This is a genomic window from Spirosoma areae, from assembly GCF_054781775.1.
In genome coordinates, this window is record NZ_BAAGTT010000052.1 from 304,408 (window position 1) to 318,099 (window position 13,692).

At 53.1% G+C, this 13,692-nt stretch carries 9 protein-coding genes; all 9 read left to right on the forward strand.

Annotated elements, in window-relative coordinates; genetic code table 11:
• Positions 1–22: 22 nt before the first annotated feature.
• The 9 genes from ACYVI1_RS30185 (at position 23) to ACYVI1_RS30225 (ending at position 13,506) form a co-directional block, all read left to right on the forward strand.
• A complete protein-coding gene (locus tag ACYVI1_RS30185; protein ID WP_460915275.1) occupies positions 23–1,945 on the forward strand; it encodes a sensor histidine kinase in 1,923 nt (640 codons plus the stop codon).
• The gene (locus tag ACYVI1_RS30190; protein WP_460915277.1) at positions 1,942–3,804 is read left to right on the forward strand and encodes a sensor histidine kinase; all 1,863 of its coding nucleotides are present in this window, start codon (positions 1,942–1,944) and stop codon (positions 3,802–3,804) included. Before ACYVI1_RS30185 ends, ACYVI1_RS30190 begins: the two co-directional genes overlap by 4 nt.
• Before the next feature lie 71 nt (positions 3,805–3,875).
• Entirely contained in the window at positions 3,876–5,756 is a 1,881-nt protein-coding gene (locus tag ACYVI1_RS30195) for a sensor histidine kinase (RefSeq protein WP_460915279.1), read from the forward strand.
• Between the two features lie 63 nt (positions 5,757–5,819).
• A complete protein-coding gene (locus tag ACYVI1_RS30200) occupies positions 5,820–6,458 on the forward strand; it encodes a response regulator (RefSeq protein WP_460915281.1) in 639 nt (212 codons plus the stop codon).
• Positions 6,459–6,867: 409 nt separating this feature from the next.
• Positions 6,868–8,109, forward strand: a complete 1,242-nt coding sequence (locus ACYVI1_RS30205; RefSeq protein WP_460915283.1) for a sterol desaturase family protein — start codon at positions 6,868–6,870, stop codon at positions 8,107–8,109.
• Positions 8,106–8,702, forward strand: a complete 597-nt coding sequence (locus ACYVI1_RS30210; protein WP_460915285.1) for a redoxin domain-containing protein — start codon at positions 8,106–8,108, stop codon at positions 8,700–8,702. The genes ACYVI1_RS30205 and ACYVI1_RS30210 overlap by 4 nt, the downstream gene beginning before the upstream one ends.
• Positions 8,699–8,983 (forward strand): ACT domain-containing protein, encoded by a 285-nt coding sequence (locus tag ACYVI1_RS30215; protein ID WP_460915286.1) that lies wholly within the window; start codon positions 8,699–8,701, stop codon positions 8,981–8,983. Before ACYVI1_RS30210 ends, ACYVI1_RS30215 begins: the two co-directional genes overlap by 4 nt.
• A gap of 2 nt (positions 8,984–8,985) precedes the next feature.
• A complete protein-coding gene (locus ACYVI1_RS30220; RefSeq protein ID WP_460915288.1) occupies positions 8,986–9,813 on the forward strand; it encodes a phytanoyl-CoA dioxygenase family protein in 828 nt (275 codons plus the stop codon).
• A 609-nt stretch (positions 9,814–10,422) separates the two neighbouring features.
• On the forward strand, positions 10,423–13,506 hold the full coding sequence (locus tag ACYVI1_RS30225) for a SusC/RagA family TonB-linked outer membrane protein (protein WP_460915289.1): 3,084 nt from the start codon (positions 10,423–10,425) through the stop codon (positions 13,504–13,506).
• Positions 13,507–13,692 lie beyond the last annotated feature (186 nt).

Sequence of the window (13,692 nt, forward strand, 5' to 3'; positions counted from 1 at the left end):
GCCTTCCCTCTTGATCCTCACAATGAAAGGTTTCGGTTGCCTCTGGGTTTTGATGCTGCTGACCGCTCCTGGCCATGCACAGCCAGCCCGGCAACCCGCAGGGGTTACCACCGCCCGGTTCGATGCCACAGGTGAGATTTCGCTCCGGGATAACCTGCGTCACTTCGTCGATTCGACGGGCCAACTGAGCATCCGGCAGGTACTTGAACGCCAGCAGGCGGGCCAGTTTCAACCGGCATCAAGTTTGACCAATCGGCAGGATTTCGGGTATAATGTCACCGCTACGCACTGGTTCTTTTTTGACTTACAGGCCCCCGCTACCCCAAAGCAGACGCGGCTGATGCTCGAAATCGAGTACGCCAACCTCGACGAACTGCAACTAACCGAGGTAAATGCGGGTCGTATTGAGTCGGTAGGGCCAACCGGCGACCGGTTTCAGTACAGTCAGCGACCTTATCAGAATAATAATTATGTGTTTCCCATCCGGCTCCTGGCGGGGCAGCGGGTCGGGTACTTTCTTCGGGTGAAGCAGCCCCACGCCATTCTGTCCTTTTTTGTGCGGCTCTGGCACCGACCGGCGTTTGTGGCTTCCGACCGCACCGAATACTTCCTGTGGGGAATTTACGTGGGCATCATCTGCATCGTGCTGGTGCTGAACATAGTCCTGCTGCTGGCCCTGCGCGACAGAATATACCTGTGGTACAGCCTGTATCTGCACTTTATTACGATGCACCTGTTTTCCGACGCAGGGCTGGGGTTTCAGTATCTGTGGCCCACGGTGCCGTACCTGAACGAATTTTCGCCGGTGTATCTCTACGTTTGGGCGGCCATGGTGGCCCAAACAACCTTCATGCAGTTTTTCATTCACCAGAGCCGCCGGAACAGCCGGATGTATGGGTGGGTCAATGCGTTCAAACTCGTCGTGACGGCGGCACTTGTGACGGCTATTGCCGTGCATTGGCTGGAGGTGCCGGGTCGCGAAACGTATATGTACCAGGTGGAATCGCTCGCTACTTCCTGTTTTGTGCCCGTGATGGTGCTGCTGATGGGCGTTAGTCTTTACGAACAGGAGCACAGGAAAAACAAGCGCGAAAAAGTGGTTCGCTATTATAGTTACGCCCTGGCAGTGCAGTTCACGGGCTATGCCCTCGTGACCATCATGAACTTTTGCCAGGCACGGGGCTGGCCCCTGCCCTTCGATATAGAAACGTATGTCGTGATGGGGCTAAGTGTTCTGGCCGACCTGGTGTTTTTTACGTATGGGCTGACCTACCGCTATTCGCAGGCTAAACTGCACAACCAGCAGTTAGAATTAAACCTGCTGCAAAGTCGGCAGGAGGCTCAGCAACAGGTCATTGCGTCGCTGGAAGATGAACGCCGACGGCTGGCTCAGGACCTGCACGATGATATTGGCCCGCTGCTGGCTACGGCCAAAGGGTATCTTTCCCGATTGGCCCGAACGGCCCCATCCCACCGGCTCGAAAAGGCGCAGGGCCTCATCGATGAGGCCGCCGACGAACTCCGTACCCTCTCGCACCAGTTGCTGCCCCATCATCTGGAGCAACGGAATGTAGCCGATGCCATTGCTGAAGTAAGCCGTAAACTGGGCCAACGGGGCGTACCGGTACGGTTTGTGAGTTTGGGGCAGGCAAAGTCTCTGGGTGAGCAACGCGAGCAGTTGCTGTTCAGCATCGCCACCCAACTGATTCGCAATGCCCGGCAGCATCGTCAGACGACCGAAGTACTTGTTCAGCTACTCTACCACGATCAGGAACTAAACCTGTCGGTAGAGGACGATGGATTGCCGGCCCCGGTAGCCCATACCGATGCAGCCCACCTCCGTGCCAAAGCTGGCCTGCTCAAAGCCGACCTGCTTTTCGACGCTACCGACGCGGGAAATTCAGTCATGATGAGTGTGCCGATTGCTAACTCCGTTCCGGTATGATCCGAAATCTGGTCATCTTGTTTGTGGTTGTGGTGGCCATCGTGCTGGGTATGGCTGCCTACCACCTTCGTTCGGTAAACGCGCTCACCGAGCAGATCACACCATTCTTTCACTGGGAAGACACGGGCGGACGAACAACGGCTGAGGAGGCAGCGCGGGTCGGTTCGTTCCGGCCGGTTCGCAAACGGCGGATTAATGTAGGGTACACCGAGTCGATACACTGGTTTCGGTTTAGTGTCGAAGCCGACAGTCTGCCCAAGGAGTTGACACTTGAAATCCGCAACCATACCATTGACCGGCTCGACCTGTTTGAACGAAAAAACGGGGTTATCACCTCATTAGGTAAAACCGGCAGTCGGTTGCCATTTGCCCGGCGGCCTTCGCCTACCAAAACGTTTGCTTATTTGCTGAACGTCGAAACGGGGCAACCGACTGAGTACTACCTCCGGCTCGACAAGCGCCATGAGAATCTGGTTACCGAACTAACCCTGTGGCGCACCAACGATTTTGAAGACAAAGAGCAGCGCGAGTATTTTTTGTGGGGCATTTTTTCGGGCGTCATCGGGTTGATTGTCCTGCTGGCCTTCCTGTTTTTTGCCACCACCCGCGACCCGGTTTATGGCTGTTATGGGCTGTATGTGCTGGCGCTGGCGCTTCGGCAGTTTGCCGATGCCGGGCTTGGCTTTCAATACCTGTGGCCCCGGATGCCGGCCATTAACCACCCGGATGCCGTGATTCTGGCGCTGTGGCTATACGTTCCCTCCCTATTCCTGTTTCAACAGTATTTTTTGGCGCTTCGTACCGAATCGATCCGCTTGTTTCGATTAACGCAGGTTGTTAAATATACGTTTTTTGGCCTGTTTATGGGGCTGGTCATCAGTCAGATCACCGGCCTTACCGAAACCTATACCGGCACCTACAAACTTGTTACCCAGATTCATACCTGGATGGCAGTTGGCGCTTTTTTGTTGTTTCCTGTCATCATTGCCGTTGGGCTGAAGTCTCACGATACTGTTAAGCAACTGTACGCTGCCGGGTTTGGCATTCAGTTCGCCTGTCAGCTTTTTATCATTGCTCAAAACATGATGCGGTATCGGGCGGATGGCATCTTCTTTATGGATGCCTACCTGATTCTGATGGTCATCTTTTTTATCGACATCGTCATATTTGCTTATCTGCTGGCCTACCGTTACCGCAAATCCACCGATGACCAACGGCGGTTGCAGATTAACCTGGCTCAAACCCGGCAGCATACCAACGAAGCCATTATCGACGTGCTGGAATCAGAACGGCAGCAGGTAGGTGACCTCATCCTGACGGATGTGGGTGGCCGACTGAGCAAAACCCGCGCCCTGCTGACTAACCTTCCTGAATCGCCTTTGCTGACAGAAGCCCTTGAATTAATCGCAAAGACTGATGCCAATGTCAACCAGATTCTCCGCGACAGCCTGCCCCCTGACCTGATGCAGAAAGGATTGCCAGCCGCTCTGGCCGAACGGGTACAACAGTGCTGCCAGACGAATTCCCTGCGCCTGTCGTTCGCCCACGAAACTGCCGCAACGGATGGTGTAATGCGTTTGTCCGACACGCAGACCCGACAGCTTTACCGAATGGCGAACGAATTGATCAACAATAGTATAAAACATGCCAACGCTACCGAAGGTCAGGTGCTGTTCCGCCAGACGCCAACGGAGTGGCAATTGATTGTTTCTGATAATGGGCGGGGGTTCGACACGTCCCGCGTTCGGACTCAGGAAGGTATTGGTCTCAAAAATCTACAGGCCCGCGCCCGAACGATTGGCGCAACGCTCACGCTTGTGTCCGGCGAAAGTGGGACCGTCGTAAGCGTGACAAGCTGAGAAAAAATACAAACTTGTTTGTATGTGATCGACCGGTGTACCTACCTACTTTTGACGAAATCATAATCTACTTGAAGTCAATTAGTTCTATATTTCTTTTACTTGCCACGGCTGTTCTTCCGGGATATGCCCAAAAAACTGCATCCATCAACCTGGATCAGCCGTTGCCTGTTACGGGCTATATAGACACCTTCTCCGACCCGACCCGACAGCTCACTCTGCCACAAATCCAATCCCTTTATGAGCAGGGACAGTTCCGCCCATTGCCCGGCAATCGGTTTCTGAAAAACTACACCACGGCCAACCATTGGCTGCACCTCCGGCTCGCCCCCGCCAGCCATCAGTTAGTTTATCTGGAAATTGACAACCCGCGTATCAACCAGGTTCGTTTTCATCAGGTAGTGAACAAAGTGGCTATCAATCAAGTAATTACGGGCGATTCGCTGCCGTTCAGTTCGCGCGGATTTCCGCACTATAACTGGGTTTTTCCCGTACTGCCCGATGCCCGACAGCCCACCGATGTATTTGTGATGCTGGCCAAACACGGCGAAATTCTGAATACCCACATGACACTTTGGGGGGCAAATGCCTTTAACCAGTATGACCGGGAACGGCATTTGCACTGGGGCGTTCTGGCCGGGCTGACGGTGCTGCTATTACTCCTGAACAGTATGGTCTGGATTGCTACGGCTGATACACTATACGGCTGGTTCATGGTCGTTATCGGCCTGTATGCCTTTCACCTGAGCGCGGCCTCGGGCCTGAGTTTTCAGTATTTCTGGCCTCGTTATCCAATCCTTAACGACTGGTATCCGCAAACCATTTCTTCCTGGCTCATTGTCCTGGCTCAGGTGCATTTCATGCAGCGATTTATTGGCCAGACGGCCGAAAACAGCCGGGTGTTTCGGTGGGCAAATGCCTTTAAATACACCATCGGCAGCTTTACGGCGCTCACCATACTGCTGTTGCTGCTTAGGGCAGTTCCACCCTTTTATTTTCGGTCATTAGTGCTGTTGAGCCTGATTTTTTCGGTTGTGGTGGTTCCGTTAGCGATTCTGAGTCTGCGCGAACGTATTCGCCACCGGGAGCCAATTATTTTGTTCTACGCAGGCATCATTACCGTTCAGTTTCTGTCGCTGCTGCTCTATTTAGTCAACATCGGTTTTACGCAGGCGGGTCGTCCGTTGCTTGTGTTCACCAATGAGGAAGTGGTGCTGGTCAATTTCTTAGTCGATCTGGTGGTGTTGTCGATGGGGGTGTTGTATTTCGGTTTCACGACCTATCGGCAGCAAAACGACCAATTGCTCATAACCCTGCATCAGCAGGAACAGGGGCAATCAAAAAAAATTATCGAAGCCCTCGAAATTGAACGCAGCCGCATTGCCGAAGACCTCTACGACGATGTAGGGGCCATGCTGTCAACCGCCATTGGGTATGTATCGAGTGTGGTTCGTAAACCCGATGTTCGGGAGCAATTCCCGCTGCTCACCGAAGCCCGCCAACTACTGGTTCGGGCGGTGGATAACCTCCGCACGGTGTCGCACAACCTGATGCCCAAGAATTTCGCGGAGCTTGGTCTGGCCAAATCCTTAGCCGAAACGATTGACAAGGTATCGGCCAGTACCGACATCCGGTTTCAGTACATTGTAGCGGGTTCTGAACGTCGACTGGATGCGGCCACCGAAGTGCAGATTTTTCGGATTGCCGTCGAACTTCTTAACGACATTGTCAAAAACTCAGACGCTACGCAGGCTACTTTTCAATTGGTGTATGGCGAAGAGAGTTTAGTGCTGATATCTGAAGATGATGGACCCAATCCTCCGCAATACAATAACCTGCATTCCAAAGTGGCTTTTATCAACGGGAAACTCAGTGCCGATGTCAGTCCAGATGGGGTTACGGTACTGGCCGAGATACCCTATCCGGCGTTTAGCGCCAACAAACACACCTAAGTTAACAAACTGAAAAATAGCGACTTGCGCTGAAATAATTTTACCTGAAAACCTCTCTTCTTTATGGAAACGCTGACAAAAATTCTTATCGCCGATGACCACCAACTCTTCAACGACGGCATGAAAATGATGCTCTCCGCCGAAGATAATCTACAGGTTGTGGGTCAGGTATTCAGTGGGAAAGACGTACTCGATGCCGTGCATCGGTTTCAGCCGGATGTGGTCCTGCTCGACATCAATATGCCCCACCTGAACGGGCTGGAAGCGGCCGATAAGTTACTCAGAAACTACGCCCACGTTCGGGTCATCATGCTCACGATGTATAGCGACCGCAAGTTTGTCGAAGACTGCCAGCGGCTGGGTGTGCCGGGCTATATCCTGAAAAACTCCGGCGTGGACGAAGTGATAAACGCTATTGAAACTGTTCTGGCCGGTAAACGCTACTACGACCCTAAACTCACCAAGAATACGACCCCGAATCAGCACGCCGATGATTCGTTTCAAAAACAGTTTCAACTCACTAAGCGCGAAGTTGAAATTATCGGTCTGGTAGGGCAGAGCTTTACGAACGATGAAATCGCCGATAAGCTTTTTCTGAGTGTAGCCACCGTTAAGACGCATCGAAATAATATAAACCTCAAACTTGGCATCAACAAACCTGCTGATCTGGTGAAGTTTGCCGTGGAACACGGGCTTGCCTGATAGCTCGTACTCGTCCACTTTCGTTTCTATCGATTCTGTTGAAGCTATTGTGTCTGACAGGCAGGGCAAGAGAATCGATAAAATCTATTTTGGCGAAGTAGTAGCTGAATGTGCTTAAAAGCAAGTCAACCAATTTGTTAGTCATCAGCAGTTTCGTGCGAATATCTGAGAATGAGACAATTATATCTATTAGTCGAGTAGTTTTATAGGAAAACTCCCCAAAGTCGATAGACTTTTACTTAACTACCTGATACTCATTTTATTATATTTTTCTTGTAGAACTCAAATTCCCTTCTCACTTTTGCCGGTAGTCAGTGCTAATCCGGCAAAAAGACTAATTCAAGTCGGTGTGTTAACTGACTTATTTGTTTTCCGTATTAATCTATTAAGTATATAGGTTAACAGTATTATGAACCACTACTGGCTTGCACTTGCTATCCCGCTTTTCCTGCTTCTGATTGGGCTGGAATGGGGTCTGTCTGTCTGGATGAAGAAGTCGTATTTCCGCTTCAATGATTCGGTGGCCAACCTCAGTGTGGGCATTGCCGAGCGACTGCTGGATTTGTTCACGGTTGGTATTTTCTACGGCGTCTATGACTACCTGCACAAGCACTATGGGCTTCTCTCCATTCAGCCATCGGTCTGGACCTGGGTGGCGCTGTTTCTGGCCACTGACTTTGTCTGGTACTGGTATCACCGGCTGGCGCACGAAGTAAATCTGTTCTGGGCGGCTCACGTGGTGCATCACCAGAGCGAAGAATTCAACTACACCGTCTCCGCCCGAATTACGCTGTTTCAGGCCGTTATTCGCACGGGGTTCTGGGCCATTCTGCCTATCATCGGCTTTCCCGCCGACATGATTACCACCCTGCTGCTCTTTCATGGCCTGTATCCATTTTTTATCCATACCCGTACCATCGGCAAATTGGGCCTGCTGGAATATGTGCTGGTAACGCCTTCCCACCACCGCGTTCACCATGCGAGTAACCCAGCGTATTTGGACAAAAATTACGGCGATGTGCTGATTATCTGGGACAAACTCTTCGGTACGTTCGCGCCCGAAACCGAAGCCCCGGTCTATGGCCTGACCAAACCGCTCAGAAGCCATAGTTTTCTGTGGCAACAGTTTCACTTTCTGCTCGAACTCGCCGAAGCCACCCGCCGAACGCCGGGCTTATGGGCGAAAATACGCTTAGTCTTTGGCCGACCCGACCGGGTCGATGGCGACATCCGGGACCACCTGGCGACCCGCTTTTTACCCGACAGTAGCCCGGCGGATTCCCGTCAGGCAACGCCAAAAACCCGATTTCGGGGTTATGTAACTGGCCAAATGGCCGGGGTGCTCGTGCTTTTGTTTGCGCTGTTGCTGGGTGAAGCATACGTGCCCGGCCTGGAGCAGGGGTTGTTGGCCGTCTTTATTCTGCTGACACTCATCAACTGCGGAGCCATTCTGGAGCAGCGCCGGTGGGTGCTGCACCTCGAACTGGCCCGGTTAGTGGTCCTGTGGGCCGTGCTCTACGCCGTTACGGGCAGTCCCATACTGATTATTCTGGCCTACATCGGTGGGCTATCCTGGTGGGCATATCAATCCAGGATTCAACGCTATTACTTCGGGTTTCTTTACGGACTTTCTAAACAACCAATACAATGACATTAGAACTGGTTAACGAATGGGGCGACATACGCGGGGTAGTTGTTAAAGACCGCCAGCCCATCGAACGGGTACGGCCCCTGCTTACGGGTGAACTGGCTCCTTTTTTCTCTTTAATCGGAACGACGGATTCCTGGCAGGCATCGCTGTTTATGGCGAGGCAAACCGGGCAGTCGCTCAATCTGCCCGACTTGCTGGCGCAGGGGCCGGTGGTGGTCAGTTTTTATTGCCCCTGCTGGGGTGGCTACGCCCGACCATTTCTGACGGCGTTAACGAAGTTAGCAGAAGGTGTTCGGGCAGCGGGTGGGCAATTGGTGGTGTTCTCCAATGAAAATCCTAAGTACCTACCGAAACAGGCGAACTTCTCAGACATGCTTATTGCCCACGATACGGATAACGCGGTGGCTCGTCGGTTTGGCGTGTATTCAGAAACCGACCCCATCTGGGACCGCGTGTCGGGCATTTCGGAGGATGTGTACGTTCCGGCAATGTATGTTATCGACCGCTTTCGCCGGATTCAGTACCATTTCTTAGATGAAGATTTTGAGGGGTTTACCCAACAAACGGACGTCATAAACGAGCTGTATTCATGATACCCGCCACCGCTTCATCAACGTACCGGCAAACCGTGTATCAGATTATCGGCTTCGACCGCCTGAACTTCGTGGGCGACGTGGCGAACGCCATTCCCCAGCATGAGCATTGCCGGATTATGGGCCTTTCGTTCGAGGGCGACGGCATTCGGGTCGATGGTCGGCTCACGGTGCAGGTACAGGATGAAGGGCAAATGTCTATCATCGACCGCCAGCTACGGGCCGTTCCAGGCCTGGTTAGTATCCGCCAAACGCTTCAGCATCCGCATTTCCATAGCTAATCATGAACATCACCGATATTGCCTCCCCGCTTACCCGCGTCCTCACCACCGACCAACTGGACTTCTTTACGCATAACGGGTTTCTTCATGTAAAAAACTTCGTTGACCGCTCAACGGTACAAACGTTTCTGTACGAGATTCAACGCATCGAGTCGCTTTGGTTTGCCGAAAAACCGGGCCGCCGGAGCGGTCTTAAAATCAATGGGACACCTATAAAATTCGGACACGACGAAACCGGTCGGCGGATTGTGCAGCGGTTCGCCTTTACGTCGCTGTTCAGCCCGGTGCTGGATGCGTTTCTGAAAGACGAGCGCATCCAGACGCTGACCCAGTTGCTGGCTCCCTACGAAGGCCGCATCAGCCCCGAAGAAAAAGACGGTTTGGTCGTCAACCATTACGTTCGCACGCCCGAATCAAACTTTTCAAGAATGGGCTGGCATACCGACAGCCCGCGTGACCTCTTTATGGGCCACCGGATTCGCCCTATGCTCAATGTTGGACTGCACTTAGACGACTGTCCGCAACGGAATGGTGGCCTGCGGGTGCTGCCCGGTACGCACCGGCAAAACACGTTACTGACGCTCTTCCGCAAACGGCAGTTCATCGACCATCGCCCCGACCCACGCGAAGTAGGCTTTGATATTGAAGCGGGCGATTTGACGATTCATAACGGCAGCTTATGGCACCGGGTCGAACAATCGCCCTATGTGGGCGCGGCCAGTCGGCGACGGGTCATGTACATTCCCATTATCACCGGCGATTATCAACCCAAAGATGCGGCCAGCAAAACCCCGTTTTATCACCGCTTTGCCAAACGCATTCAAGACTGACTACGCTGGTTGCTAAGGGCCTAACCCGAAAAGTAATTGAGCACAACCGGATTATATTATTGTCCACAGAGTGGTCCGCCGTTGCGACACAGAGGCCACAAAGAAATAATTATTTAAAGCAGGGCTTTCTTGTACAAATTAAACCTTTGGTAGTCAGTCAAATAGGCGTTGTCTGTGTGGTGTCGGTTTCTCAAAACCGACACGATTGCTGACGCGAATGTGTCGGTTTTAAGAAACCGACACCACACAGATGCACGTCTGCTGGTGTAACTAAATTTTTAGAAGAAAGCCCTGTTACTTAAAGTCAATTGCCTAAAAATCAGTGTTCTCTGTGGCTCTGTGGACAATAAATTTTTCTGAGTACTTAATTCATTCCTCTTTTTTAACCCTATAAGCTGATGAAGTTAACCGAATACGACTGACAAACTTTCGGGCGGTACTCTGCTGTCAGCGATAACTGACTACTGGTTTAAAACAAAAAACCGGAACGGTTGCCGCCGTTCCGGGTAGTTACAACAAAACAGAAACCGCCGAAGCGATTACTAAGGCCCCTGCGTGCTACTAACACGCATTGGCTTGTCTCATTTCTCACGTAACCATTGCAAAGTAATGAAAAAAATGCTACCGGGCCTCGCTTGGCTCCTGTGGGGATTAAGCCTATTTATTCCTTTTTTAATACAGGCTCAGCCAAATGAACCCATCATCAACGCCACCATTTCCGGGCGCATAACCGATGGGCGGACGAAAGAACCCCTGATTGGGGCTACGGTTCTGATTAAAGGAACCGGAACGCCGGACCGCACCAACGGCGGCACGGCGGATGTGAAAGGCCGGTTTGTGCTCAAAACCGGTCAGAGACTTCCGTTCACGTTAGTGGTCAGTTTCATCGGCTATCAATCGAAGGAAGTCGTTGCCGAAGGGAGCACGATTAACATTGACCTGACTGCCGATGCCAAACAACTCTCCGAAGTGGCCGTCGTCGGTTACGGCACCGTCGAACGCAGGAACCTGATTGGGTCGCTCACCAAAATTGACCCCGCCGATACGAAGAATATTCCGGTCGGGAGTGTCGATGCACAGTTGCAGGGCAAAATTCCGGGAGTCCAGATTTCGAGTGCGACGGGCGTTCCGGGCGAGCGGGTGAACATCCGGGTGCGGGGCGCCACCTCCCTCAATGCCAGCAATGACCCGCTCTACGTGGTCGATGGCGTGTTTATCAACAACAACAGCCTGCAAACCATCGGCACGGGCGGGAAAGCAACGTCCCCCATTGCCGACATTAATCCATCCGACATCGAGCGCATCGACGTGCTGAAAGATGCCGAAGCGACGGCCTTATACGGTTCGCGGGGGGCCAATGGGGTGGTGATTATTACCACCAAACGCGGTTCGTTCGGGCAAAAACCGACCATTAGTCTGAACGCATCAGCCGGGGCCGCGAAAGCCGCTAAGCTCTGGGATTTGACCACCGGCCCCGAACATGCTACGTTAGTCAATGAGTGGTGGGTTAACACCGGAAAAGACGACCCAACCCTGAAACGCACGGTCGAGAATCGCCCGTTCCGGCCTGTTTCGGAAGGGGGTCGTGGCCTGCCCGAAGAGCAGCAGACCTATGACCGCCTGAGCGAACTGTTCCGCACGGCCCAACTCCGCAACTACGACCTCTCGCTGACGGGCGGCACCCAGACGACAAAATACTACATCGGCGGAGGCTACAACACCCAGGAAGCGATTATTAAGCCGGTTACGTTCAATCGGGCCAGCTTCAAAGTTAACCTCGACCAGCAGGTAAACGATAATATTCAGGTGGGTGTGAGCAACACGTTCACGCGCACGTACCGCAATCAGGCGCGGGCGGGCGATGGCCCGGCCGGGGGGCTGTTGCAGGCGGCTCTGCATACACCAACGTACCTCTCGCCCGTCAATGAGCAGGGCGTACTGGTGGGTCGGGCAGGCTTCGATAACCTGACGCTGCTCCTTGATAACTACGCCGTTAACACCACCAGTCTGCGCTACATCGGCAATCTGTATGCCGATGCCCAACTGCTGCCGGGGCTGAAATTCCGCACCAGCTTTGGTCTTGACTACAACAACTACAACGAGTCGGAGTACTGGAATTCACTGCTCATCGCGGGCAGCCCGAACGGGTTTGCTACGTCGAGCGTCAGTCAGTACACGACCTGGCTCAATGAGCAGACATTGACCTACCGCAAACGGATTGGCTCGAGTCACTCATTCGGCGTATTGCTGGGAAATACGCTCCAGAGCGATAACCTGACCCGTACCTACGCCGAAGGCCGGGGATTTCCGAATAATTCCTTCACCCAGATTTCGTCGGCATCCACCACGGCCAGCACGCAAAACTGGTCGAAGAGTACGCTGGCCTCATTTTTCGGCAAAGTCGATTACAATTTCGCCGGTAAGTATCTCATCGACGCCAGTGTGCGGGCCGATGGTTCGTCGCGGTTTGGCTCGTCGCGCAAATGGGGGTATTTTCCGTCGGTGGGAGCGGCCTGGCGCGTAAAGCAGGAGGATTTTTTACGCAGCAACCGCATCATCAGCGACCTGAAATTGCGGGCCAGTTGGGGCGTAACGGGCAACCAGAACGGCATTGGCAATTTCGCGGCTCAGGGGCTGTGGATGGGCGGTACAGGCTACCAAGGCAATCCGGGTATATCTCCGCAGCAGCTTGGCAACCCCGATTTGCAATGGGAACGCACCCGGCAACTTAACGTGGGAGCCGATGTATCGCTGTTTAACGACCGGGTTAGTGTTGAGGTTAATGTCTACAATAAATACACCACCAATGGCCTGCTGCAACTGGCCCTGCCCGGCACAACCGGCTTCAGCAGCTACTGGAGCAATGCGGCTGAAATCAGTAATAAAGGCTTTGAATTTGGGCTGAACACGGTCAATATACAGCGGGGGGACGGTCCGACGGGTCGGCTGACCTGGAGCACCAGCTTTAACATCGCCCGGAGCGTCAACCGCATCGAGAAATTAGCTACCCCGCTTCGCTATGGCAGCCGGGATTTGATTCTTCAGCAGCAGGGTACGCCCCTCTACTCCTTCTGGGTTTACAAACAGCTTTACGTGGACCCGCAAACAGGCAACGTCGTGTATGAGGATGTCAACAAAGACGGGAAAATCACCGTGGACGACCGGCAGTTGGTGGGCAGCATCTGGCCTAAATTCTTCGGGGGCCTGACCAACACCCTGACGTACCGGGGCTTCGACGTGAACCTGTTTTTCGCGTATCAGTACGGCAACAAAATCTACAACCACAACAGATTCTTCGGGGAAGGTGGGGGTGCGCGTGATGCGGCCCGCATCATTTTTGCGTCGAATCTGGCCCGCTGGCAGAAACCCGGCGACATCACCGACGTGCCGCGACCCGACGGTATCAACGTTAACAACTACCGCGATGGCGGCAGCCGCTGGCTCGAAGATGGCTCCTTTCTGCGCTTAAAATCGCTCACCATTGGCTACACGCTGCCCAAAGGACTGACCCATAGGATTGGCATTCAGGGCCTGCGGGTGTATGCGGTGGGCACCAACCTCTGGCTACTGACGAAGTACACCGGCCTCGACCCCGAATCGAGCGCCAGCAGCGACCCCAACGCCCAGGGCATCGACCTCGGTACACCCCCGCAACCGATTGGTATTCAGGGCGGTATTAGTCTGACGTTGTAAGCCAAAACTATTGCTGTGGTGGCAAATCCGTTTTTGTGATGTCGGTTACTTCTAACCGACACAGCGAGGTTTCTTAAAACCTCGTGCATAGTTTCTAATAAGGTTTTAAGAAACCTCGCTGGTCAGGTTTTAGAACCTGACCCCACTGAAAGACCCGGCTGACCCCATTGATAAACCTACCAAACA

What these genes read in the sequence shown, in the direction of transcription:
- ACYVI1_RS30190 (WP_460915277.1), top strand. Translation starts at nt 1,942, where the DNA reads ATGATCCGAAATCTGGTCATCTTGTTTGTGGTTGTGGTGGCCATCGTG.
- ACYVI1_RS30225 (WP_460915289.1), top strand. Translation starts at nt 10,423, where the DNA reads ATGAAAAAAATGCTACCGGGCCTCGCTTGGCTCCTGTGGGGATTAAGC.
- ACYVI1_RS30185 (WP_460915275.1), top strand. Translation starts at nt 23, where the DNA reads ATGAAAGGTTTCGGTTGCCTCTGGGTTTTGATGCTGCTGACCGCTCCT.
- ACYVI1_RS30205 (WP_460915283.1), top strand. Translation starts at nt 6,868, where the DNA reads ATGAACCACTACTGGCTTGCACTTGCTATCCCGCTTTTCCTGCTTCTG.
- ACYVI1_RS30220 (WP_460915288.1), top strand. Translation starts at nt 8,986, where the DNA reads ATGAACATCACCGATATTGCCTCCCCGCTTACCCGCGTCCTCACCACC.
- ACYVI1_RS30215 (WP_460915286.1), top strand. Translation starts at nt 8,699, where the DNA reads ATGATACCCGCCACCGCTTCATCAACGTACCGGCAAACCGTGTATCAG.
- ACYVI1_RS30210 (WP_460915285.1), top strand. Translation starts at nt 8,106, where the DNA reads ATGACATTAGAACTGGTTAACGAATGGGGCGACATACGCGGGGTAGTT.
- ACYVI1_RS30200 (WP_460915281.1), top strand. Translation starts at nt 5,820, where the DNA reads ATGGAAACGCTGACAAAAATTCTTATCGCCGATGACCACCAACTCTTC.